Origin of the sequence: Methylocystis sp. JAN1, assembly GCF_052186135.1 — a bacterium.
GTDB lineage: Bacteria > Pseudomonadota > Alphaproteobacteria > Rhizobiales > Beijerinckiaceae > Methylocystis.
In genome coordinates, this window is sequence record NZ_CP181499.1 from 3,426,692 (window position 1) to 3,448,747 (window position 22,056).

At 64.9% G+C, this 22,056-nt stretch carries 18 protein-coding genes; 3 read left to right on the forward strand and 15 right to left on the reverse strand.

What is annotated here, in order from left to right:
- Nucleotides 1–14: 14 nt before the first annotated feature.
- On the forward strand, nt 15–5,843 hold the full coding sequence (locus ACNHKD_RS16360; RefSeq protein ID WP_442754547.1) for an MG2 domain-containing protein: 5,829 nt from the start codon (nt 15–17) through the stop codon (nt 5,841–5,843).
- Complete coding sequence (locus ACNHKD_RS16365; protein WP_442754548.1) at nt 5,840–8,059, forward strand: transglycosylase domain-containing protein; 2,220 nt, start codon at nt 5,840–5,842, stop codon at nt 8,057–8,059. The genes ACNHKD_RS16360 and ACNHKD_RS16365 overlap by 4 nt, the downstream gene beginning before the upstream one ends.
- Before the next feature lie 5 nt (nt 8,060–8,064).
- Here ACNHKD_RS16365 and dapE read toward each other — a convergent pair whose 3' ends face one another.
- The 12 genes from dapE to ACNHKD_RS16425 all read right to left on the reverse strand — a co-directional run bounded on the left by dapE (nt 8,065) and on the right by ACNHKD_RS16425 (nt 18,592).
- A complete protein-coding gene (dapE, locus tag ACNHKD_RS16370; RefSeq protein ID WP_442754549.1) occupies nt 8,065–9,222 on the reverse strand; it encodes a succinyl-diaminopimelate desuccinylase in 1,158 nt (385 codons plus the stop codon).
- Between the two features lie 196 nt (nt 9,223–9,418).
- The gene (locus ACNHKD_RS16375) at nt 9,419–9,646 is read right to left on the reverse strand and encodes a DUF1902 domain-containing protein (protein ID WP_442754550.1); all 228 of its coding nucleotides are present in this window, start codon (nt 9,644–9,646) and stop codon (nt 9,419–9,421) included.
- A gap of 40 nt (nt 9,647–9,686) precedes the next feature.
- A complete protein-coding gene (locus ACNHKD_RS16380; protein ID WP_442754551.1) occupies nt 9,687–10,166 on the reverse strand; it encodes a DUF805 domain-containing protein in 480 nt (159 codons plus the stop codon).
- Nucleotides 10,166–11,023 carry a 2,3,4,5-tetrahydropyridine-2,6-dicarboxylate N-succinyltransferase gene (dapD, locus tag ACNHKD_RS16385; RefSeq protein WP_442754552.1) on the reverse strand — a complete coding sequence of 286 codons (858 nt, stop codon included), beginning with the start codon at nt 11,021–11,023 and terminating at the stop codon, nt 10,166–10,168. Before dapD ends, ACNHKD_RS16380 begins: the two co-directional genes overlap by 1 nt.
- 190 nt (nt 11,024–11,213) lie before the next feature.
- Nucleotides 11,214–12,320 carry a metallophosphoesterase gene (locus ACNHKD_RS16390; RefSeq protein ID WP_442754553.1) on the reverse strand — a complete coding sequence of 369 codons (1,107 nt, stop codon included), beginning with the start codon at nt 12,318–12,320 and terminating at the stop codon, nt 11,214–11,216.
- Nucleotides 12,321–12,443: 123 nt separating this feature from the next.
- On the reverse strand, nt 12,444–13,223 hold the full coding sequence (locus ACNHKD_RS16395) for a pyrimidine 5'-nucleotidase (RefSeq protein WP_442754554.1): 780 nt from the start codon (nt 13,221–13,223) through the stop codon (nt 12,444–12,446).
- Between the two features lie 61 nt (nt 13,224–13,284).
- Complete coding sequence (gene argB, locus ACNHKD_RS16400) at nt 13,285–14,151, reverse strand: acetylglutamate kinase (RefSeq protein ID WP_442754555.1); 867 nt, start codon at nt 14,149–14,151, stop codon at nt 13,285–13,287.
- A gap of 185 nt (nt 14,152–14,336) precedes the next feature.
- Entirely contained in the window at nt 14,337–14,984 is a 648-nt protein-coding gene (gene yihA, locus ACNHKD_RS16405) for a ribosome biogenesis GTP-binding protein YihA/YsxC (RefSeq protein WP_442754556.1), read from the reverse strand.
- 73 nt (nt 14,985–15,057) lie between these two features.
- Nucleotides 15,058–16,860, reverse strand: coding sequence for a membrane protein insertase YidC (gene yidC / locus ACNHKD_RS16410; protein ID WP_442754557.1), 1,803 nt, complete (start codon nt 16,858–16,860; stop codon nt 15,058–15,060).
- Complete coding sequence (gene rnpA, locus ACNHKD_RS16415) at nt 16,857–17,297, reverse strand: ribonuclease P protein component (protein WP_442754558.1); 441 nt, start codon at nt 17,295–17,297, stop codon at nt 16,857–16,859. Before rnpA ends, yidC begins: the two co-directional genes overlap by 4 nt.
- 41 nt (nt 17,298–17,338) lie before the next feature.
- On the reverse strand, nt 17,339–17,473 hold the full coding sequence (rpmH, locus tag ACNHKD_RS16420; RefSeq protein WP_116638084.1) for a 50S ribosomal protein L34: 135 nt from the start codon (nt 17,471–17,473) through the stop codon (nt 17,339–17,341).
- Nucleotides 17,474–17,731: 258 nt separating this feature from the next.
- A complete protein-coding gene (locus ACNHKD_RS16425) occupies nt 17,732–18,592 on the reverse strand; it encodes a L,D-transpeptidase (RefSeq protein ID WP_442756921.1) in 861 nt (286 codons plus the stop codon).
- A gap of 535 nt (nt 18,593–19,127) precedes the next feature.
- On the opposite strand from ACNHKD_RS16425, the gene ctrA reads away from it, so the two are divergent.
- Nucleotides 19,128–19,829, forward strand: a complete 702-nt coding sequence (ctrA, locus tag ACNHKD_RS16430; RefSeq protein WP_442754559.1) for a response regulator transcription factor CtrA — start codon at nt 19,128–19,130, stop codon at nt 19,827–19,829.
- Nucleotides 19,830–19,991: 162 nt separating this feature from the next.
- Here ctrA and ACNHKD_RS16435 read toward each other — a convergent pair whose 3' ends face one another.
- From ACNHKD_RS16435 to ACNHKD_RS16445, 3 genes are all read right to left on the reverse strand, one after another.
- Complete coding sequence (locus ACNHKD_RS16435) at nt 19,992–20,825, reverse strand: CheR family methyltransferase (protein ID WP_442754560.1); 834 nt, start codon at nt 20,823–20,825, stop codon at nt 19,992–19,994.
- 134 nt (nt 20,826–20,959) lie between these two features.
- Nucleotides 20,960–21,325 (reverse strand): response regulator, encoded by a 366-nt coding sequence (locus ACNHKD_RS16440; RefSeq protein ID WP_424361577.1) that lies wholly within the window; start codon nt 21,323–21,325, stop codon nt 20,960–20,962.
- Nucleotides 21,322–22,017: a chemotaxis protein CheW gene (locus ACNHKD_RS16445; RefSeq protein ID WP_442754561.1), complete on the reverse strand. Its 696-nt coding sequence runs from the start codon at nt 22,015–22,017 to the stop codon at nt 21,322–21,324. The genes ACNHKD_RS16440 and ACNHKD_RS16445 overlap by 4 nt, the downstream gene beginning before the upstream one ends.
- Nucleotides 22,018–22,056 lie beyond the last annotated feature (39 nt).

Below are 22,056 nucleotides of genomic sequence, written 5' to 3' on the forward strand. Positions count from 1 at the left end.
TGAAAGTCACATCGATGAAAAAGTCGCTTTTCCTTTGCCTTTGCGCGGCGATCTCTTTCGCGCAACCCGCGCGCGCCGAAGCGCCGCCCGTTTTCGACCGAGCGCAACGCGCAGACGGCGCCCGCATTACGCCCGACCGTTTTCTGCGCGCCTATGACCCCCTCACGATTTTCTTCCCCGGCGACACGGGGCCGAAGGCCGGCGGACCGGAAGACAACGCGGCCCGCTACGCCGCCATCTCGCCGCAGCAAGCCGGCGAATGGCGCTGGATCGGCGCGCGCGCCTTGCAGTTCCGGCCGGCGGAGCCGTGGAAGCCTTTGTCGCGCGTGACGGTGAAAAGTGGCGGCGCCGAGCAGAAGCTTGTCGCGCTCCTGCCGACGCCGACCTCCACCAATCCCGCCGACGGCGCCGATCCCACGCCGGAGCTCACCCAGATCGCCCTCACTTTCGCGCAGCCGCTCGATGCCGCGGCGCTCGCGCGGCTGATCACGCTGGAGCTGCGGCCCGCGCCGGGCGTGTCGCCGCTGAGCGGACAGATCTTGAGTCCCTCGGCCTACGACATTCGCGCCCTGGAGCGAAAAGAGTCCGGCGCCGAACAGACTTATGTGCTGCGCCTGCGCGACGGCGTCAGCGACGGCCGCGTCGTCATTCTGCGCCTCAAACTCTCCGACGAGCCCGGCCTCGACGACGAGACGTATGAGCTGCGCATCCGCACGGCCCTGCCTTTCGCCGTGAGCGAGGCGACCTGCGGACGCGGCTGGAGCGACGACAATCTCGGCGGCGTGCTGCGCTGCGCCGCAAATGGCGACGTTCCGGCGCCCGAGAGCGGCGACGAGGAAAGCGGCGAGGCGTCGACCTACATCCCGACCGCCAAGCGCCGCCTGACCTTGAGCCTCAACGCGGAGCCCGAGACGCTCGACATCCTCCATGCGCGCGAAGCCCTGCGCATCACGCCGCCGGTTGACGACCTGGCCGTCGAGACGGATTCGAGCCATCTGAAAATCACCGGCAAATTTCTTTCCGACAAGGTCTATGAACTCGCCATCGCGCCCGGGGCGCTGAAGGACAAACGCGGCAGGCCCTTCGCCTCGGCCTTCACGCAGCGCTTCGCCTTCACGCGCGACAACCCGTCCCTGCAATGGGACGCGGGATATGGCGTCGTCGAGCGTTTCGGCGCGCAGCTTCTACCGCTGCGCGGGCGCGGCTACGATCGCGCGGACATTCGCGTGCATGCGATCGATCCGATCGCGCGCGACTTCTGGCCCTTCCCCGAAAAGGGCGTGGAGACCAATGACGACGACGAGCCGCCGCTGCCCGGCAACGAGCCGAAGCGCTGGAGTGAGAGCGGCAATATCGAAGTCGACGCCATCAAGGCGCGCATCAAGACGCTCGGTTCGCCGGCGGTCTCGCGTCTCGTCGATCTCCCCATCAAGCGCAATGGTCCGGACGCCAAATTTGGCGTCGACATGAAAGACGATTTCGCGCGCATCGCCGGGCGCGAGCAGCCGGGAACCTATCTCGTGGGGCTGCGCGCGGTCGACGCCAGCAGCCGCAAATGGCTGCGCGTTCAGGTCACCGACCTCTCTCTCTCCGCCATCGAGGAGCCGACGCGCGTGCGCTTCGCCGTCACTTCGCTCTCGACCGCGCAGCCTGTCGCCGGCGCGCAAATTCGCGTCGAGGGCGTGAAGGACGACAAGTTCATCGCGCTCGCCACGGGAACGACCGACGCCAACGGCTTCTTTTCCTGGACCCCGAACAAGCGCGGCGACGGCGAATTGCGCCGCGTCGTCGTCAGCAAGGGGCTCGATACGCTCGTGATCGACCCCGACAGCGCGCCCTCGGAATATGCGAAGGAGCTCTGGTCCAAACCCGAAACGCAATGGCTCTCCTGGGTCTCGGAGACAGACCCGCAGCGGACCGAAAAGCCGCGCACGCTCTGCCATGTCTTTTCCGAACGGCCGATCTATCGGCCGGAAGAGACCGCTCACATCAAAGGCTTCGTCCGAACTTACAATGGCGGCGCGCTGAAGCTCACGAAGACCGGCGGAACGCTCGTCGTCACCGCGCCCAACAATCAGGAATGGCGCATTCCGGTGAAGCTCGACGCGAGAGGGAGCTTCTATCACAAGTTCGACGCACAAACTCCGGCGACCGGCGACTATTCGGTGAAATTCGAACCCGACGCGACGCCGAAGAAAGAAGCGACGAAGGAGGGCAAGGAAGGCGAAGAAGGCGCCGAAAGCGAAAGCGCCGAGGCGGCTCCGCAGGACAATTACTGCGGTCAGTTCACCTTCAAGAAGGAGGCCTACCGCCTGCCGACTTTCGAGGTCGTCCTTAACGCGCCGCAGACGGTCGCGCTCGACGGAGCCTTCGACGTCGATCTGCTGGCGCGCTATTTCGCGGGCGGGCTCGCCGCGGATCGCCCGGTCAAGTGGCGCGCCGCGCAATTTCCGCATGTCTTCACGCCGCCGAATCGCGAGAGCTATCTCTTTTCGACAGACGCGCGCTTCTCGGGCGACGGCAAGTTCAAGTCGACCGCCGTTCTGGAGCGCGACGCGCGCACCGACGCCGGCGGCGCCGCCCGCATGACCTTCGACACGACGATCGAGCCCACCGCCCAGCCGCGCCGCTACTCCATAGAGGCGACGGTCACGGGCGATGACGGTATTGAAGTCCGCAACGTCCAGAACGTCATCGCGCTGCCGCCCTTCGTGCTCGGCGTGAAGACGCCGCGTTATGTGGAGAAGCCCGGCGCAGTAACGCCGGAACTGATCGCCGTCGACGGCAAAGGAGAAACGATTGCGGGCCTCGAGATGACCCTGCGTCTTATCAGACGCAACTGGATCTCGACGTTGCAGGCGAGCGACTTCGCTCAAGGCGCGGCGAAATATGTCACGCAGGTTCAGGATGAAACGATCCTCGAACGCAAGGTGACGAGTGCGAAGGACGCCCAGAAGATCGAGCTCATGACGAAAGACGCGGGCGTCTATGTCGTGCAGCTCGAAGCCTATGACAAATTGAAGCGCCGCCAGCAGGTGAGCGTCGATTTCTTCGTCGGCGGCGACACGCCCGTCACCTTCGCCCGGCCGCCCGCCGCGTCGGCGACGGTGACCGCCGACAAGGAGAAATACGCGCCGGGCGAAACCGCGACGCTCGTTATCCAGTCGCCCTTCCAGAACGCCCGCGCGCTCGCCATCGTGGAGCAGCCGAACGGCGTCTACGATTACAGCTTCGTCGACGTCGCCAATGGCTTTGGCCGCTTTTCGCTGCCCGTGAAGAAAGAGCAGACGCCGAAGCTCGCCGTGCATTTTCTGATCATGCGCGGGCGCCTCAAGGACAGCGCGCCGCAGCCCTCGGCCAATTTCGACCAGGGCAAGCCCGCCACCGTCGCCTCCACCAAGTGGATCGAGGTGACGCCGGTGAAGAACATCTTGAACGTGAAGCTCGAAGCGCCCGGCAAGGCGCGGCCGGGCCAGGACGTCGAAGTGACGCTTAAGCTCACCGACGACGCCGGCAAGCCGATTTCCGGAGAAGCGACCTTCTGGATGGTCGATCAGGCCGTTCTGTCGCTCGCGAAGGAACGCCCGCTCGATCCGCTGCCGGATTTCATCGTGGCGCGCGAAACCAAGATGGCGGCGCGCGACACGCGCAACATGGCCTTCGGCGTCATTCCGCTCGAGGAAATCGCGGGCGGCGACGGCGATCTGCAGGAATGGGGCGCGGAAAACAATATTTCCGTGCGCAAGAATTTCACGCCCGTGCCGATTTATCTGCCAAGCGTGAGGGTCGGCGACGACGGCGTCGCGAAAATCAAGGTCGCGCTCCCCGACACGCTCACCGTCTTCAAGCTGCGCGCCAAAGCGACGAGCGGCCCCGATCGCTTCGGCGCCGCCGGCTCTGAAATGCTCATCCGCCAGGAGCTCGTAGCGCAGCCCGCTCTGCCGCGTTTCATCCGCCCGGGCGACGCGTTCGACATCGGCCTCGTCGCGCGCATCGTGGAAGGCCCCGGCGGCGGCGGCAAGGCTGCGGTCGCCGCGCCGGCCCTGAAGCTCGGGGGCGATAGCGCCCGCAAAATCGAATGGGCGCAAAACAAACCCGTGCGCGTCGATTTGCGCGCCGAGGCGCCCGCGTCGCTGGAGGAGAGCGTCGAACTCAATTTCCGCATCGATCGCGACGCCGACCGCGCCAGGGACGCCGTGGCGATCGACCTCCCGGTAAAGCCCGACCGAGAGCCGACAAGGAAATATGAAGTGGTCGAAATCGCGCCCGGGGAAACCAGGACGCTCGCCGCCACGGGGGAAGCGCCGCGCGCCCGGACCTTCAAACGCGACATCGTCGTCGCGGCGGACCCAGCGCTGGTTAAGCTCGTCGCCGGCCTGAACATGCTCGTCGATTATCCTTACGGCTGCACGGAGCAGCGGCTCGCGCTCGCACGCGCGGGCCTGTCGCTCAAGGGCTTCGCGCCCATTCTCTCGGCGGGGGGCTTGCAGGATCGCGTCTCGTCGAGCGTTAAGAGCGCGGCGACGCAGATCGAGCAGTCGGTCGACGGCGACGGACTCGTCGCCTTCTGGCCACGCGCGCGCGGCAATGTCTCGCTCACCGCCTGGGCCTACGCCTTCCTCGCGCGCGCCGATCGCGCGGGCGAACCGGTGGACAAGACGCTGATGGAGCGCCTCGCCGGCATCTTGAAGCTCTCCCTGCGCGCCGATTATTCGCGCCTTCTCAACGGAGAGGAAATGCGCGAACGCGCGGCGGCGCTCGCCGCGCTCGCGGAAGGCGGCAAGCTGGACGAATCCTATGTCGCCGAATTCGCACGACGCGCGGATTTCCTGCCCAATGAGAGCGTCGCGGAAATGGCGGCGGCGGCGGCGCGCCTGCCTAATGTCGACCAGCGAATCCTCGCCTCCCTGATGGAGACCATGTGGAGCCGCGTGAAATTCTCGAACCGCGGCGGCGTACAGATCTATGCGGGACTGGCCGGCGAGAGCGCGTCAGATTTCATCCTGCCCTCCGAGACGCGCAATCTTGCGGAAATGCTCCGCGCGGCGGCGCTTGTCTCGCCTGCCGATCCGCGCGCGCCCGTTCTGCGGGACGCGCTGCTTCGCCTCGGCGAGGGCGAGGGCTGGGGCACGACAAACGCAAACGCCAGCGCAATCGAGGCGCTCGCTGAAGGCTGGCGCCGCCCCGTGACGCCGATCAGCGTCGCCTTCACGCAAGGCGGCGCGCCGGTGAGCGTTACGATCGACGCCAACAACCCGGTCGCGCGCCATGTCGCCGATAAGGATGCGCCGCTGACGATCGCCAACGAGTCCAACGCGCCGCTCATCGCCCTTGTCGAAACGAGCTACATGCCCGCCGAGGCCGGCGCAAAGGCAAAGCCCGAGAGCGAAGGCTTTGTCATCACGCGGCGGAGCTGGCGCGTTAAGAACGGGCAGGCGCCGGAAAAGCTGGAGACGAAGGACGGCGTTCTGAACGTCAATCAGGGCGACGTCATCGAGGAGACGGCGGAAGTGGCGAATCCGGAGGATCGCACCTACGTCGCGATCTCCCTGCCGCTCGCTGCGGGCTACGAGCCGCTCAATCCCAACATCGCCACAGCCCCCGCAGAAGCGCAGCCTTCCGGCGCGCCGACGCTCGCGCCGACCTGGGTGTCCTATGGCGACGACCGCGTGCTTTACGCCTACGACTCTCTGCCGAAGGGCAATTACCGCTTCGCCTTCCGCCTCAAGGCGCAGACGCCCGGTTCTTATACGCAGCCGCCCGCGCTCGCCGAGACGATGTACAAGAAGGGCGTTCGCGGCCAGAGCGCGGGCGCCCGCGTGGAAATCGCGAAGCAGCCATGAGTCGCACCGCGCTTCTCGCCGCGCTCGCCGTCGCCCTGACGACGCTGCGCGGCGGGACGATGGTCATGGAGGAAGCGGCGAACGACGCCGGTCTCGTCGCGCCGCCTGCGAGCCAGATCGTCTATGACCGGAACGGCGTCTTCCTCACGCAGATTGGCCGCACAATGCGGGGCGAAAAAGGCGAGAAGCGCGTCGATTACGGCTACTGGCCACTCGAACGCATCCCGGATCGCGTTGCGGCGGCGACGCTCATCCTCGAAGACAGGCGCTTCTTTGCGCATCCCGGCATCGACGTCAGAGCCGTGCTGCGCGCGCTGAGGAACAATTTCTCTCATCGCCGCCGCATGGAAGGCGCCTCGACGATCGCCATGCAGGTCGCGCGCATGCAGGCGCCGGCGCAACGTGATTACATTCACAAGCTGTGGGAAGCGGCGACTGCGCTCGCGATCATCGCGCGCAATGGGCGCGAAGCCACGCTCGCACATTATCTGCGACTGGCGCCGTACGGGCTCGGAAGCCACGGAATCGCGCACGCCGCGCGCTTCTATTTCGACAAGCCCGTCGACGATCTCTCATGGGCGCAGGTTGCGCTCCTCGCCGCCATTCCGCAATCGCCCGGCCGCATGAACGTCACGCGCGAGAGCGGCCTGCGCCTTGCGAAAGAGCGGGCGGGCTACGCAATCGCACAGCTCGAAAAACAAGGGACGCTGGACGCCACGCAAGCCGAAATGGCGCGACGGGAGCTTGCGGCGATGAAGCCTTTCGAGGCGAAGCGCCGTCCAGAAACGCTGCATCTCGTCCTGCGCTACGAACGGCTTGCGCGCGAGGGCCGCGTGCATCCGGCGTCGCTTTCCGATCAACGCATTCACGCGACCATCGATCTTTCGGCCGAGCGCGACGCGGCGCAGCTCGCGCGACGTTATCTCTCGATCTTCCGCAACGCCGGCGCACGGCAAGTCGCCGTCATGGTCGCCGAGCGCGGGACGAACGCGGTGATCGTCGATGTCGGCTCGGTCGGATACAACGATCCGCGCGCCGGCGCCTTCGATTTCACGCGGGTGACGCGTTCGCCCGGCTCGACGCTCAAGCCCTTCATCTACGCGCTTGCACTGGAGCGCGGCGCGATCAAGGCTACGGATCTGCTCGACGACGTCGCCGACGGGGCCTCCGGCGTCGCCAATGCCGACGGGCTCTATCTCGGCCCCATGACCCCGCGGCAGGCGCTCGCCAATTCGCGCAACGTGCCGGCGACGAATCTGCTGCGTCGCGTGGGGCTGGAAGCGAATTTCAACTTTCTGCACGAACTTGGGCTGCATGATCTCGAAGCGACCCCTGACAGCTTCGGCGTCTCGATGGCGATCGGCGCCTTGCCGACACGGCTGGAAGATCTGATGCGCGCCTATGCGGCGCTCGCCGATGACGGCGTGATGCGCGACCTCTCCTTTGCGCGCGGAGAAAAAAAGGCGCCGCCGCGCCGCGTCATGTCGCTCGATACGGCGCGGCTTATCACGTCCTTTCTTTCCGATCCGCAGGCGCGACTCCCTTCCTTCCCGCGCTACGGGCCGCTCGAATATCCCTTCGCGGTCGCGGTGAAGACAGGCACGTCTCAAAACTATCGCGACGCCTGGACGCTCGCCTATTCGCATAGATATATCGTCGGCGTGTGGCTCGGACGCGGCGACGCGAATGGGATGCGCGGGCTCGCCGGCGCCAATTCCGCCGCTCGTCTCGTCCACGCCATGATGGTGAAGCTGCACGGCGCCAAGCCCGGCGAGATTGCGCCGGAGACATTTGCGCCGCCGCCGGAGCGCATCGCGATCGACCTTTGCCGCGCAGATGCGGGCGCGGGCTGCGCGCAGGCCCTGCGTGAATGGGTGAAGCCCGGAGAAGTCGGCTCGGCTTCGGTTGCGTCGTCCGCCGCGCCGCTCGAAGACGCCGCGCTGACCGACGCCGCGCTCGTCATCGCTACGCCCGAGCACAATATGCATGTGTGGCGCAATCCCGAGCAGCCGGCGCATCTCAACAAGCTGGCGTTGAAGCTCGCTAATGGCGGCAAGGACACGCAGATCGTCTGGATCGTCGACGGCGCCCCTTTCACGGTCGCGCAGGCGGACGAAACCGTCTTCTGGCCCATGACCCCCGGCGCGCATCGCATACAGGCAAGACTGGCGCTGGCCCCGGCAGCGTCACGGCCTGTGCGGGTGATTGTGGAGTGACCTCCTCACCCCGCGAAATAAGCCTCCAAAATCCTTTCATACACCGCCGTCAGCGCGTCGATATCGGCGACGCGCGCATTCTCGTCGACGGCGTGGATCGTCTCATTGGTGAGGCCGAATTCGACGACGGGGCAGTCGCGCGTGATGAACCGCGCATCCGAAGTGCCGCCACTCGTGGAAAGCTCCGGCGTCAAACCGGTCACGTCCTTCACTGCGTTCGACACGAGCGAGGTGAATTCGCCGGGTTCGGTGAGAAACGACACGGCGTTGCTCGGCAAAAATACGAGGTCGACTTTCGCTGCGCCCGCCGCCTTCTTCACAATGGCCGCGATGCGCTCGCGCAGCGTCTCCAGAGTCCAGGCGTCGTTGAAGCGCACATTGAATTGCGCGCGCGCTTCGGCCGGGATCACGTTCACCGCCGGATTGCCGACGTCGATCGACGAGACCTCCAGATTGGTGCGATCGAAATGCGCCGTGCCCTTGTCGAATTCGTAGTCCGAAAGCGCCGCGACGATCCGCGCAATCACCGGCACAGGATTTTCGGCGCGATGCGGATAGGCGACGTGGCCCTGCTTGCCGATGACGCTTATCCTACCGTTGAGCGAGCCGCGCCGGCCGATCTTGATTGTATCGCCCAGCGCATTGACGTTCGTGGGCTCGCCGACAATGGCGTGGTCGAATTTCACGCCCCGCGCGCGCGCCCAGTCGAGCATCTTCGCCGTGCCGTTGATCGACGGGCCTTCCTCGTCGCCGGTCAAGAGGAAGGAGAGCGTCCCCTTCGGCGCGCCATGGCGCTCGATATAGCTCGCCGTCGCGGCCATGAAGGCGGCGATCGCGCCCTTCATGTCGCTAGCGCCGCGGCCGTAAAGAACGCCGTTCGCTATCTCCGGCTCGAATGGATCACAACGCCAGCGCGCGAGGTCGCCCGCCGGCACAACGTCGGTATGGCCCGCGAAGACGAGATGCGGCGCGCCCGAGCCGATGGTGGCGAAGAGATTGTCCACGTCCGGCGTGCCGGGTTCGGTGAAGAGAAGCCGGTGCGTCTCGAAGCCCACGGCCTTCAGCGCGCCTTCGACGACATCGAGCGCGCCGGCGTCTGCAGGCGTGACCGAGGGGCAGCGGATGAGATCGCGCGTGAGGGAGACGGCGGGAGAGAGCGACATGGTTAGAAAGCCTTCGGCAGACCGGCCTGTTTCAAGACTTCATTCGCGGTATGGCGCGACTTGGTCGTGCGCGGCAATGAGAAGTTTCGGCCGGTGACGGGACTATGCCGGATTTCTTGGCTGCCCTTCCCGGGCCTTGCCCTCCGGCGCCCCGCCGCGAGCAGCGGCGCGACAAGCTGCGGATAAAGGTCCGCCATCAGCCGGCGGCAAGAGCCAGACGCGTCCCAGCCTTGAAAGTCAAGGAGACGTCGCCACCGAACCCGTCGTTCAGGTCGAGCAGTTCGGGTAGAACGGCGCGGACTTCGTCGATCATGGCCTGCCAGGACTCGGCCTCAACCACCAAGCCAGACGCATCCCGGCTGGCGGCGATCCAGACATGGGCGTTATCGTCCCACTGCGCGTCAATTTGGATGAGTCTGGCCATGGAAGAAAATTCGCCCATCGACCGCCTTTGTCAAGCAAGCTCAAACCTCGCGGCTCTCCCTGAACCCCAGCTCGTAGACCGTCCACGCAATCACGCCGAGCAACACCGCGTCCACCCCCCACACCCAGTAGATCGGCATGACCTCCGCCACGCGCGGCTGCAACCAGCGCGTCGCGCCGTCGATCAAGGCGACGAGCGGCGCCAGGCCGGCGAGCGCGACCGGCCATTCCCAGCCAATGTCCCGGAAGCGCTTGGCGGAGAGATTCACATAGCTCACCGCCACGATCAAGATGACAAAGGCGTAGAGAAGGACGAAGGCGTAGGCAAGGGCCGTCATCGGAACGAAAAACGGGTCTTTCGCGAGATCATGCGCGGTATAGGGCGAGAGAAACAGCCAAATGACCGCGAAGGGCGCGATGACCCAGGCGAGCGCGCCCACGCCCCACGCCCAGGCGGCGCGATCGATCCGCCCCTGCTCGGTGCGGTAGAGGAAGCGGATGCGCTCGGCGTCGATGGCCATCAGTCCCTCAGAAGCTCATTGATGCCGGTCTTGGAGCGCGTCTGCGCGTCGACCGTCTTCACGATCACGGCGCAATAGAGCGAGGGGCCGGGCTCGCCATTGGGAAGAGGCTTGCCGGGCAGGTTGCCGGAAACCACGACGGAATAAGGCGGCACATGCCCCACATAGATCCTGCCGGAGGCGCGGTCCACGATCTTGGTCGAGGCGCCGATGAAGACGCCCATGGAGAGCACCGAGCCCTTGCCGACGACCACGCCCTCGACGACTTCCGAGCGCGCGCCGATGAAACAGTCGTCCTCAATGATGGTCGGATTCGCCTGCAGCGGCTCCAGCACGCCGCCAATGCCGACGCCGCCGGAGAGGTGCACGTTCTTGCCAATCTGCGCGCAGGAGCCGACCGTCACCCAGGTGTCGACCATGGTCCCCGCATCGACATAGGCGCCGAGATTGACGAAAGACGGCATGAGGATCGCGCCCGGCGCGACATGGGCCGAATGGCGCACGATGGCGCCCGGCACGGAGCGGAAGCCCGCGGCGCTATGCTCTCCAGCGCCCCAGCCCACGAATTTCGACGGAACCTTGTCCCACCAGGTGGCGCCGCCGGGGCCGCCCGCAATGACCGTCATGTCGTTGAGGCGGAAGGAGAGCAGCACGGCCTTTTTGAGCCACTGATTGACCTTCCAACTCTCCGGGCCCTCCTTGCCCTCGATCTTCTCGGCGACGCGCAGCTTGCCGGAGTCGAGCAGGCGCAGCGCGCTGTCGACGGCGCGGCGTATGTCGCCCTGAGTCTCCGTATTGATATTAGCGCGATCCTCGAAGGCGGCGGTGATGAGGGTCTCGAGTCCCGTGTGCGGCATGAGCGTCCCGTAATGTGTGAAGTCTGAGCCGGGTTTGTAGGGGTCTGGCGAGGGGAGTCAACCGGGGGAGGGTCTCCGCCACGCCTGAGGGAGCGCGCGGACCCGGCGCCGGCGCGGCGCAAAAAAATCCGCGCCTGAAATCAGGCGCGGATCGGATTTCACCAGAAAGGGATGGCGAACCTAACCCCGATTAAGGGCAGCCTGCCGTCGGGTCGGCGCAATAGACCACGTTGGTCCAGCCGAACACTTTAGGCGTGCGCGTGTCGATCGTCAGGCGCAGCCACTCGGCGGGCACATTGGTCGAACCCTCAACGGTGATCCGCGTCAGATTGGGGACTGGCGGCGCGCCGTGGATCTGGCCGGTCGCGCTCATGGGGTCCGCGAGCGGCTGATCGGCGCCGTAAAGATGCGAGTCGCCGTTGATGAGCAGGACAGGGCGGCCGAAGGCGATGGCCAAACGCGCAAGCTCCCGCACGAAGGGCGTGTAGGCGGAGAGGCCGTCGCCGCCCGGCAGGAGAGCCGCGGGATCCCACATGTCGGCCTGCAGGCCGATCACCATCGCCTTCGCATGAGCCTGCGCGGCATATTGGAAGGCCGCCTGCAGCCAGCGAATGTCCGCGTCGGTGCGGTGCGCGATTTCGGCGCTATGCGCGGGCACATTTTCAAAGCCGTTCGTCCAGGCGAGCGTATCGTTGTTGGAGCCGGGCATATTCAGGGTCACGAAGACCGTCTTTCCGTCCCGCCACAACACGTTTTCGACATAGTCGGCGTCGGTCGGATGCTGAGGATCGAAATGCTGGGCCTGGCTATAGACCAGCTTGTCCGTGAGGCCGAGCGTGTGCCCCGGCCGCGAGAAAAACAGGCTGCGAACGTTCGCGAGTTCCTTGAGCGGGTCGCCGCTCTTGAGCTCCTTCGTTTTGTGGCAGTCGGTCCACTCATTGTCGCCCGGCGTGTAAACGAAGGGAGCCTGGAATTTTTGGAAATTCGCGAAAATCGCCTGGTTCCAGCCAGGATTCGCGTCCGGGAGCGTCGGAAGGATGCCGGCGCTCGTGCAAGGCATGCTGCCGGAGTGAATGTCGCCCACATGCAGGACAAGGCTCACCTCCTTGTCCGAATTGACCGATTCGATCAGCCGCGGCGCGGCGTTCAGCAGGTTGGTGTTATAGGGCCAGTCGCCGAAGGCGGCGATGACGATACGCTTCTCCCCATCGTCGCCGAAAATGTCCTGGTCCGCGCAAGCCGGCGAACAGGAGAAAGACAGCGCGGCAAGCAGCGCGCCCGATAGCATCCGTTTCATGTGCCCCCCAATTTGTCAGCCTTCGGGGCGCATGCGATCGTCGCCCGGAATGGCGAAGGCCAATTACGGTCGCCACATAACAGCCGGATGTCGTTTTCGTGCCGCCTGGATGACGCTTCGCGGCTACAAACGTATGCTTTCCATGAACGCAACGAGGTCATCCGTCGCAAAATCGATATGCGGCTCGTCGCCGCTCGGGATCTCCCAGGCCTCGCGCTCTACCGCTTCTCCCGCGGCGGGGAGCACCAGCACCGTCGTCATCCCGCGCCGGTGCGGCACGACAAGATTGCGCGGCAAGTCCTCGAAGAGCGCGGAGCGCCCTGGGTCGACTTTCAGCCGGTCGAAAAAGCGCTCATAGGCGGCTTCCTCCGGCTTTGCGATGAAATCGGCTGCGATGATGTCGAATATGTCTTCGAAAAGATGATCGATCCCGAGCTGTTTCGCCGTGGCGACCGCATGATGGCGCGAGCCGTTGGTCAGGATCAGCTTGCGACCCGGCAGCGCGGCGATGGCCTCGGCCAGCGAATGATTATGCGTCAGCGACGATCGGTCGATGTCGTGGACATATTCGAGATAATATTCCGCATCGACGCCATGCTCGATCATCAATCCACGCAGCGTCGTCCCGTAGCGCAGATAATAATGCTTCTGCAGCGCCCGTAACGAAATGGCGTCCAGGCCGAAGAGCCGCATCATGAAGAGCGTGATGCGCGCGTCGATCTTGGGCCAGAGATCGGCCGTCTGCGGATAGAGCGTGTTGTCGAGATCGAACACCCATGTGTCGATGTGCGAGAAGCGCGCGCCTAGTCCCTTCTCCGCGCCCGCGGGGAGAGGGTTAGGGTGAGGGGCGAAGCCCTTGGTCATGAAGCCGCTCGATTCTTTGCCATACGCGACGAGCCTCACCCTAGCCCTTTCCCCGCGCGCGGGGGCCTGCGGGGAGAGGGAATAAGGAGCCGCCTTCTCATCACCGCGTAATCAGCGTGCCGGCGCCGTGATCGGTCAGCAATTCGATCAGCACCGCATGCGGCAGTTTGCCGTCGAGAATGACGACGCCCTCCACGCCGCGCTCGATGGCGTACATGCAGGTCTCGACCTTGGGGATCATGCCGCCCGTGATGACGCCGTCGGCGATGAGCCCGGGAATGTCGGCGACCCTCAATTCGCGGATCAGCTCCTTGTTCTTGTCGAGCACGCCGGGCACGTCGGTCAGAAACAGGAGGCGCTTGGCGCCGAGGGCGCCGGCGATGGCGCCGGCGAATGTGTCGGCGTTGATGTTGAAGCTCGCGCCGCCCGGCCCCTGCGCGACCGGCGCAAGCACGGGAATCAGTTCGCGGCCGAGCACCTGGTCCAGCACGGTCGTGTCGACCCTGTCGGGTTCGCCCACATAGCCGAGGTCGACGCCGTCGGGACGCTCCAGCTTCTTGGCCGTCAACAGACGGCCGTCCTTGCCGGTGAGGCCGATGGCGCGGCCCCCTTCGGAATTGATGTGGCCGACGATCTGCTTGTTGATCGCGCCCGCCAGCACCATTTCGACGATGCCCATGGTCTCGCCGTCCGTGACGCGCAGCCCGTCCGCGAATTTCGACTCGACCCCCAGCCGATTGAGCATGGCGCCGATCTGCGGGCCGCCGCCATGCACCACGACCGGGTTCACGCCCGATTGTTCGAGCAGCACCATATCGCGCGAGAAGTTGCGCGCGACCTCGTCATCGCCCATGGCGTGGCCGCCATATTTCACCACGACGATGGCGTCGTCGTAGCGCAGCATATGCGGCAGCGCCTGCATGAGGATGCGGGCTTGGGCGAGCGCGCTTTCGGCGGTGTCGGTCATGGGAAATCCTGATCGTTGGCGCTGGTCACGCCCCCTCCCGGTCCTTCCCCCGTTTTGGGAGAGGAGCGCGCTCACGACCAGCTTTCCAGCACGGCCGACAAGCCCCGAATCTGCTCCCTCTCCCTCTAAACGGGAAAGGGCTGGGGTGGGGGTAAGCGCGAATTAGCGCCAACCGCTCGACATATTCAAGGCCCGCGCTCCGCCAATAAGCGCGCCACCGCGCCGCGCAATGCGGGAATCCCCTCCCCCGTATGCGAGGAAGTGAAGACGATCTCCGGATATGCGGCCGGGCGCTTCGCGAGCGCCTCCATCGTCGCGGCGACCACGGAAGCGCGCTCAGCGACTTTCACCTCGTCATGCTTTGTCAGTACGATCTGATAGGAGACGGCCGACTGATCGAGGAGATCAAGCATGTCCGCGTCGACCGGCTTCAGACCACGGCGCGCGTCGATCAGGACGAAGACGCGGACCAGCGCGGCGCGGCCTCGCAGATAGTCGCGCATCAGCGCGCCCCAGTTCGCGACCTTCTCCTTGCCGACCGCCGCATAGCCATAGCCGGGCATATCGACGAGGCGGAGCCGTTCAGCGCCGGGCTGACCGCCGAGCGCGAAGAAATTGAGTTGCTGCGTGCGGCCGGGCGTATGCGAGACGCGGGCGAGCGTCTTGCGGTTGGTGAGCGCGTTGAGGAGCGACGATTTGCCAACATTGGAACGGCCGGCGAAGGCGATTTCGGGAGGTCCGAGCGGCGGCAGATCGCCGGCCGTCGCGCTCGCGAAGATGAAGTCGCACGGGCCGGCGAAAAGGCGCCGGCCGTCTTCGAGGAAGTCGGTCATGGCAGTCGGCAGCCGGCGGTCGGCAATCGGCGGCCAACCGACTGCCGACCGCCGAAGCCCGATCGCCCTTGTCTCACGCCAGCCCGAAGGATTTGCGGAGATTGTCCCACAATTCGAACTTTACGCCGGCGCGCTTCATGATGATGCCCTGCTGGATGATGGAGAGGAGATTGTTCCATGACCAGTAGATGATGAGGCCCGAGGCGAAGCTGCCCATGGTGAAGGTGAACATTACCGGCATCCAGGCGAACATGGTTTTCTGGATTTCATCCGTCGGCTCTGGATTCATCTTCATTTGCAGCCACATGGTCACGCCCATGACGAGCGGCCAGACGCCGAGCGCCAGATAGGGGCCGATGAAGGCGGCATGGGTCGGGTCGAAAGGCAGCACGCCGAAGAGGTTGAAGACGTTGGTCGGGTCCGGCGCCGAAAGGTCCTTGATCCAGCCGAAGAACGGCGCGTGGCGCATTTCGATCGTCACCACGAGCACCTTGTAGAGCGAGAAGAAGACCGGGATTTGCAGCAGCACCGGCAGACAGCCGCTCGCAGGATTCACCTTCTCCCGCTTGTAGAGCTCCATCTGCGCCATGTTGAAGCCGTGCTTGTCGTCGCCGTATTTCTCCTTCAGCTCTTTGATCTTGGGCTGAATTTCCTTCATCTTGGCGATCGACTGGTAGCTCTTGTTGGCGAGTGGCAGGAAGGCGAGCTTCACGATGACCGTGACCGCGAGGATCGCGACGCCGAAATTGCCGAAGAGCTTGTAAAGGAAGTCGATCAGCTTAAACATCGGCTGAGTGATGAAATAGAACCAGCCCCAGTCGATGAGATAGCCGAAGCGCTTCAGGCCTGGATTGGCGGCGTAGGCGTTGAGCAGGTCGACTTCCTTGGCGCCGGCGAAGACGTAGGTCGTCGTCTCGGCCGTCGCGCCGGGCTCGACTGTCTTCGGCTCGCTGACCGTGTCGGCCTGATAGGTCTTGGTCGCGCCGCCCATTGCGACGTAGCGCGCTTCGAAAGCGGCGTTCTGCTCGGGCGCGACGACGGCGCCCCAATATTTGTCGGTGAAGCCGACCCAGCCGCCGATTCCCTTGAAAGTCTTGGTGTAGTTCGGCTCCTTTTCGATCTTGTCGTAGGTCACTTCCTGGCTGACGTCGCCGATCGTGCCGACAAAGCCCTCATGCAGGGCCGCATAGCCCGCCGACGGCGGGTGGCCGATGCGCGCGACGCGCGAGAAGGTGTAGAGCGTGACCGGCCTGCCGGACTTGTTCTCGACGCTCTCCTTGATCGTGAAAAGATATTCCTCGTCGACGGAGATCGCGCGCTTGAAGACGAGGCCCTGGCCGTTATCCCAGGTCAGCGTCACCGGCTTGCCGGGGGCAAGCCTGTCGGAATCGGCGGTCCAGAGCGTCTCGGTCGTCGGCAGCGACGGCGCGCTTTCGGTCTCGCCGGTCAGATAGCCCATCTCGGCGTAATAGGCCCCCGGCGCGTCCTCGGGCGTGAGGAGCGTGATGATCGGGCTCGCCGGGTCGACGGTCTGATGATAGGCCTTCAGCGACACGTCATCGATGCGACCGCCCTTGAGCGCGATCGAGCCGGCGAGCGAGCGCGTGTCGATCGTCACGCGCGGGCTCAGAGCGAGCGCTTCGGCGCGGGACAGAACCGCCGGCTTCGCGGGCGCGACGGCCCCGGCCCCGGCCCCGGCCCCGGCCCCGGCCTTGTCGGGCGCGCCGAGCTTCGGAATCTTCGCCATGCGCTGCTGCTCGATCTGCGCCTGCCGCTGACGCTCCATCTCGGGAAAGGCGTAGAAATAGTCCCACAGGCCGATGAAAATCAGCGACATCGCCGCGGCCATGAGCATGTTTTTTGTATTTTCCTTCATGACGCAGCAGGCCTGTCTTTTGGTTTGCGCCGGGCTTTCGCGGCGTGGCGCTCGTCGAGCCGCGCGAAGCCTTCGGCCATTTGAGTGACGATTTCGGCGAAGGGCGCGTCGAGCGCCCCCCGCCGGGCGACAAACACGTAGTCGCGGCCCGGCCGCGCGCCAAGGTCTCCGCTTATCCGGAGCGCCTCTTTCAGACGGCGCCGGATGCGATTGCGCCCGACGGCCCCCGCGACCTTCTTCGTGACGGTGAAGCCGAAGCGGGCGTCGGCCGTCGCGGTCGCCTCTTCCGGCGCCCCCTGCCCCGCCATCTGAACGGTGAACAGACGCGCCGAAAAGCGCGCGCCGGCTTTCGACGCACGCACGAAATCCTGGCGCCGGCGCAGGCGCGCCGGCTTCTTATCTGCTTTCTGCGTTTCGGCGGGGGCGTCCGTCGTCATGGGGGCGTCCGCCTTTGCGTCGATTCGCTTGGGAAGCAGCCTTAGGCCGAAAGGCGCTTGCGGCCACGAGCGCGACGCGCCGCAATCACATTGCGGCCGCCGACCGTGGCCATGCGGGCGCGGAAGCCGTGACGGCGCTTGCGCACGATTTTCGAGGGTTGATAGGTTCTTTTCACCGTTCTTCTCCGCGGGCGACGCGGACATGACGCCGCAATCGCTGTCTTTTCAAAAATACTGGCCGCGGCTTGCGCCCAGGCCGGAAAGGGGACGGCGCTTCCGGCGTCCGCCAAAGCGGCCGCCACAAAGCATTCGCCGCCCCATTTGGAGCGGCGCCGACGGCAGGCATATAGGAGAAAGCCGCGCGTTAAGTCAATGTTGCGGGCAGCGCGTTTTCGCCGAGCAGCGAAGAAAGCGGGCGCCGGAAACCTGATCCCTTACCGCTGCGACAGCTTCTCGACCGACTGCGAGCCGCGCGAGCCCAGCACCACCACGCGGGCGCCGGGCTGGGCCTTGTTATAAAGGTCGATCGCGTCCTGGTTAATCATGCGGATGCAGCCCGAGGATTCGCTGTGGCCGATGGTCCAGGGCTCGTTGGTGCCGTGGATGCGGAACAGCGTGTCCTTGTCGCCCTGCCAGAGATACATGGCGCGGGCGCCGAGGGGGTTTGACGGGCCGCCATGCATCCCCTCGCCGCTCTGAAGCTTGACCATCTTGGCCTTCAGGTCGGGCCGACGCTCGACCATTTCCTTGGGCGGATACCAGTCCGGCCATTCCTGCTTGTTCTTGATCGTGGCGTCCCCGGACCAGACGAAGCCCTCGCGGCCGACGCCCACGCCGTAGCGCGTCGCGCGGCCGCCGCCCTCGACGAAGTAAAGAAAGTGGTTGGACGGATCCACGACGACGGTCCCCGGCGGCTCCTTGGTGGCGTAGGCCACGTTTTTGCGCAGGAATTGCGAGCTGATCTGGCTGAGCTTCACAGCAGGGACGATATGCTCGCCGTCCCGCGTCTCGCCGTAGATCGCGCTGTATTTCGGCTCGGCGGCGTCCGAGCCGAGCGAGGCGCTTCTGGGCGGAGGCTCGAGCGGAAGGGTCTCGACCGGCGCGCGCGCGATCGGGTCCGGCCCGGGCTCGATGGCGGGCGGCGGGGGCTCGATGGCGGGCGGCGGGGGTTCGCGCTCAGATGGCGTGGCGAAGGCCACGGCATTCTGCACGGCGCTCTGGGTCGTGTTGCATCCGGCAAGGCCGGCCGCGACAAACGCCAAAGCCAGCGGCCGGCGGAGAATCCCAATATCCATGGTCAACCCGACTTCGCAAAAGGGGCGGCTCCTCCCTTTTTACGAGAAAAGCCGGCGCTCGGATACAGGCGAGCCGGCGCATGACGCCCGGCTTTCCGGACGGCGGCGCGCGGCGGGCGCCTCACGCATCATTCTTTCGCCAAAATGGCGAATCCGCGACGGCTGAGCGCATGACGTGAATGCGCGGGCCTGCGCGGCGGAGCGCTGTTGCGCCGGACGCGAGAATGATTTGCGTCCGATTGCAGATTTTTGCCTTTGCGCCCTGGAGTCGTGAAAGCGTATAGATTGGAGAAGGCGCGTGATTCGCGCCAGGTCTCTACGCCTTCTGAAGTTGCGTCGCGCGTTCCCCGCTCCAGCCCAAATTAAGACTTTGGGCCGCATTGCGGGCGCAAGTGAAGGTTTATTAACCAATTCCGCTTACCGTCGAAACTAGACGGGAAGAGTCGCGGGACCAGCGATGGTTCGCGGCGGATGCGAGCCGATGCGGCGCGCGTCGTCCTATGGATGATTCGATGGAGCTCGGTGGGGAACCAACATGCGCGTTTTATTGATCGAAGACGACAGCGCGACGGCTCAGAGCATCGAGCTCATGCTCAAATCCGAGAATTTCAACGTCTACACGACGGATCTCGGCGAGGAAGGCATCGACCTCGGCAAGCTCTACGATTACGATATCATCCTTCTCGATCTGAATCTTCCCGACATGTCGGGCTACGAGGTGTTGCGCACGCTGCGCGTCGCGAAGGTCAAGACGCCGATCCTCATCCTTTCGGGCCTCGCCGGCATCGAGGACAAGGTGAAGGGTCTCGGCTTCGGCGCCGATGACTATCTGACCAAGCCCTTTCACAAGGATGAACTCGTCGCCCGCATCCACGCCATCGTCCGCCGCTCCAAGGGCCATGCGCAGTCGGTCATCACCACCGGCGATCTCATCGTCAATCTGGACCAGAAAACGGTCGAGGTCGGCGGCGTCCGCGTGCATCTGACCGGCAAGGAATATCAGATGCTTGAGCTGCTCTCGCTGCGCAAGGGCACGACGCTGACCAAGGAGATGTTCCTCAACCATCTCTATGGCGGCATGGACGAACCCGAGCTCAAGATCATCGACGTCTTCATCTGCAAGCTGCGCAAGAAGCTCGCCAACGCGAGCGACGGCCGCAATTACATCGAGACAGTCTGGGGCCGCGGCTATGTGCTGCGCGAGCCCAACGAAGCCGACGAGCGCATCACCGCGTAACCTCATTCACGTCGTCGCGAAAAAGGCCACTTCAGCGCGAGGTGGTCTTTTCTTTTTTGCTCTCCCGACTGTCGTTGTGACAAGCGAAGCGACAAAGCAATACAGGATTCACAGCGCGGCGCTGGATTGCTTGGCTTCGCTCGCAATGACGAAGAGCCGCGTTCACGCCAGTCGCAAGTGCGGCGGAGCGCGCCGGCGGGCGCGCCATACGCCGTCCTGCGTCACCTGCGTGAAATGCGCATTGGCTTCGTTTACCGGCTCAGCGGCCCCGAGGAAGAGATATCCGCCTTCGTTCAGCGTCTGGCCGAGGCGCGCGAGCACGGCGCGCTTTATCTCGGGCTCGAAATACATCAGCACGTTGCGGCAGAAGATCACGTCGAACCTGCCGAGCCCGGCATAATCGGACAACAGGTTGAAGTCGCGAAAATCGATACGCGCGCGAAGATGCTCGTTGACGCGCCAGCTCTCGCCCTCGCGGTGGAAATAGCGTAGAAGCCGGCTCGTCGAAAGACCGCGCTGGACTTCGAACTGGCTATAGCTGCCGGCGCGCGCGGCCTCGATCGCCGCTGTCGACAGATCCGTCGCGAGCACCTCGAGCGTCCAGCCGCGCAAGGCGCGCGCGTCCTGATCCAGCATCATCGCCAGCGAATAGGCTTCCTGGCCGGTCGAGCATGCTGCGCACCAGAACCGCAGGCGCCGCTCATTGGCGCGCGACGCGATCAACTCCGGCAGGATTTGAGCGCGGAAGTTTTCGAACGGCGTCCGGTCGCGGAAAAAGAGCGTCTCATTCGTCGTCATGGCGTCGATTACGTCCCGCACCAGAATTGAATTGTCCTGACGCTCGAAAGCGGCGACGAGCCCGGCGAGATCAGCAAGGCCGTGCGCGCGCATGACCGGCGCAAGACGGCTTTCGGCGAGATAAAGCTTGCCAGCGTCCAGCGCGATGCCTGTCAGGGCGGCGAACTGGCGGCGGAAACGTGCGAATGTGAAACTCATTCCCCCGCCCTCCCCGTGGGAGAACGCAACGCTTCATATGGCGAAAAAATCCGCCCCGACACGAATGACCGACTCATGCGCAAACGCCTTCAAAACCACCGACTCGACACGCGCTCCCCGCGGGGAGACCGGCCTCAGACGAGGCCGATTTCCTCGAACTTGGAGCGAACGATATTCTGGTCGAACGGCTTCATGATGTATTCGTCCGCGCCGGCGTGCATGGCGCGGGCGATGTGGCCGACCTCGTTCTCCGTCGTGCAGAAGACGACCTTCGGCGCGGCGCCGCCCGGCATTCTGCGCAGCGCGCAGAGAAATTCGAAGCCGTCCATCTCCGGCATGTTCCAGTCGAGCAGAATCGCGTCGGGCATGCCCTTCTCGCACTCCGCCAGCGCGGCCTTGCCGTCCGGCGCTTCGCTCGTGCGGAAATGCAGACCCTCCAGTATGCGGCGCGCGACCTTGCGGATCACGGCCGAGTCGTCGACGACGAGCACCTGTTTCATGAGCTTGCTCCTTTATTGAAGTTGCTGGACCTTCCGTCGCGCAGCGACGCTTCGCTCGACTTTCCGACTCTTCTCAGCATGGCGTCGATTTCGAGAATGGACGGAAATCCGTCATTGTATCGATAACAGCCCGCCATGAGCTCGGAGGCGTAGGGATCGCGGCCATGCTCCTTGCAGGCGACGACGTCCTCCGTCTCCTCCACGAGCTGCGCGTATTCCTCATCGCCATGCTCGATGTCGGCGGCGAGACCATGGGCGCGGGCCGTCGCTTCATCCGGCCAGAGATAGCGGTCGAGATAAAGGGCGCTCAAAAGTCGCCCGCCCAGATTTGCCAAGCCCGCAACCTCGCATGGAGCCGGCGGCGCATACGTCAGATTGACGAGATGGATCGTCTCCACGCAATCGACGCGGACGCCGATCGTCTCGCCGCGTACCTTAGTGGCGAAATGGCGGCTCTGCGCGATGGCGGCGGGCGCGCGCTTGCGGCCGACATGTTCCGGCAGCGTCGTCAGATGCGAGTCCTGGGGAAGGGACGAGGGCGCTTCGGCGCCGGCGGCGGGATGGATGCGCCGAAGAAGGCTCGCAACAAGCGCGGGATCCGCCTGATCCTTCTCGAAGCGCAACAGCTCCACCGACGTCGCGTCGATGCGCTCTGTCGCCTCCTGAAGAAATTCCTTGAGCAGGTCGTCCATGCCGCGCCCCTCGCCACAAAAAGCAGCGAACGCGCGGAT

What these genes read in the sequence shown, in the direction of transcription:
- ACNHKD_RS16360 (WP_442754547.1), top strand. Translation starts at nt 15, where the DNA reads ATGAAAAAGTCGCTTTTCCTTTGCCTTTGCGCGGCGATCTCTTTCGCG.
- ACNHKD_RS16365 (WP_442754548.1), top strand. Translation starts at nt 5,840, where the DNA reads ATGAGTCGCACCGCGCTTCTCGCCGCGCTCGCCGTCGCCCTGACGACG.
- dapE (WP_442754549.1), bottom strand. Translation starts at nt 9,222, where the DNA reads ATGTCGCTCTCTCCCGCCGTCTCCCTCACGCGCGATCTCATCCGCTGC.
- ACNHKD_RS16375 (WP_442754550.1), bottom strand. Translation starts at nt 9,646, where the DNA reads ATGGCCAGACTCATCCAAATTGACGCGCAGTGGGACGATAACGCCCAT.
- ACNHKD_RS16380 (WP_442754551.1), bottom strand. Translation starts at nt 10,166, where the DNA reads ATGGCCATCGACGCCGAGCGCATCCGCTTCCTCTACCGCACCGAGCAG.
- dapD (WP_442754552.1), bottom strand. Translation starts at nt 11,023, where the DNA reads ATGCCGCACACGGGACTCGAGACCCTCATCACCGCCGCCTTCGAGGAT.
- ACNHKD_RS16390 (WP_442754553.1), bottom strand. Translation starts at nt 12,320, where the DNA reads ATGAAACGGATGCTATCGGGCGCGCTGCTTGCCGCGCTGTCTTTCTCC.
- argB (WP_442754555.1), bottom strand. Translation starts at nt 14,151, where the DNA reads ATGACCGACACCGCCGAAAGCGCGCTCGCCCAAGCCCGCATCCTCATG.
- yihA (WP_442754556.1), bottom strand. Translation starts at nt 14,984, where the DNA reads ATGACCGACTTCCTCGAAGACGGCCGGCGCCTTTTCGCCGGCCCGTGC.
- yidC (WP_442754557.1), bottom strand. Translation starts at nt 16,860, where the DNA reads ATGAAGGAAAATACAAAAAACATGCTCATGGCCGCGGCGATGTCGCTG.
- rnpA (WP_442754558.1), bottom strand. Translation starts at nt 17,297, where the DNA reads ATGACGACGGACGCCCCCGCCGAAACGCAGAAAGCAGATAAGAAGCCG.
- ACNHKD_RS16425 (WP_442756921.1), bottom strand. Translation starts at nt 18,592, where the DNA reads ATGGATATTGGGATTCTCCGCCGGCCGCTGGCTTTGGCGTTTGTCGCG.
- ctrA (WP_442754559.1), top strand. Translation starts at nt 19,128, where the DNA reads ATGCGCGTTTTATTGATCGAAGACGACAGCGCGACGGCTCAGAGCATC.
- ACNHKD_RS16435 (WP_442754560.1), bottom strand. Translation starts at nt 20,825, where the DNA reads ATGAGTTTCACATTCGCACGTTTCCGCCGCCAGTTCGCCGCCCTGACA.
- ACNHKD_RS16440 (WP_424361577.1), bottom strand. Translation starts at nt 21,325, where the DNA reads ATGAAACAGGTGCTCGTCGTCGACGACTCGGCCGTGATCCGCAAGGTC.
- ACNHKD_RS16445 (WP_442754561.1), bottom strand. Translation starts at nt 22,017, where the DNA reads ATGGACGACCTGCTCAAGGAATTTCTTCAGGAGGCGACAGAGCGCATC.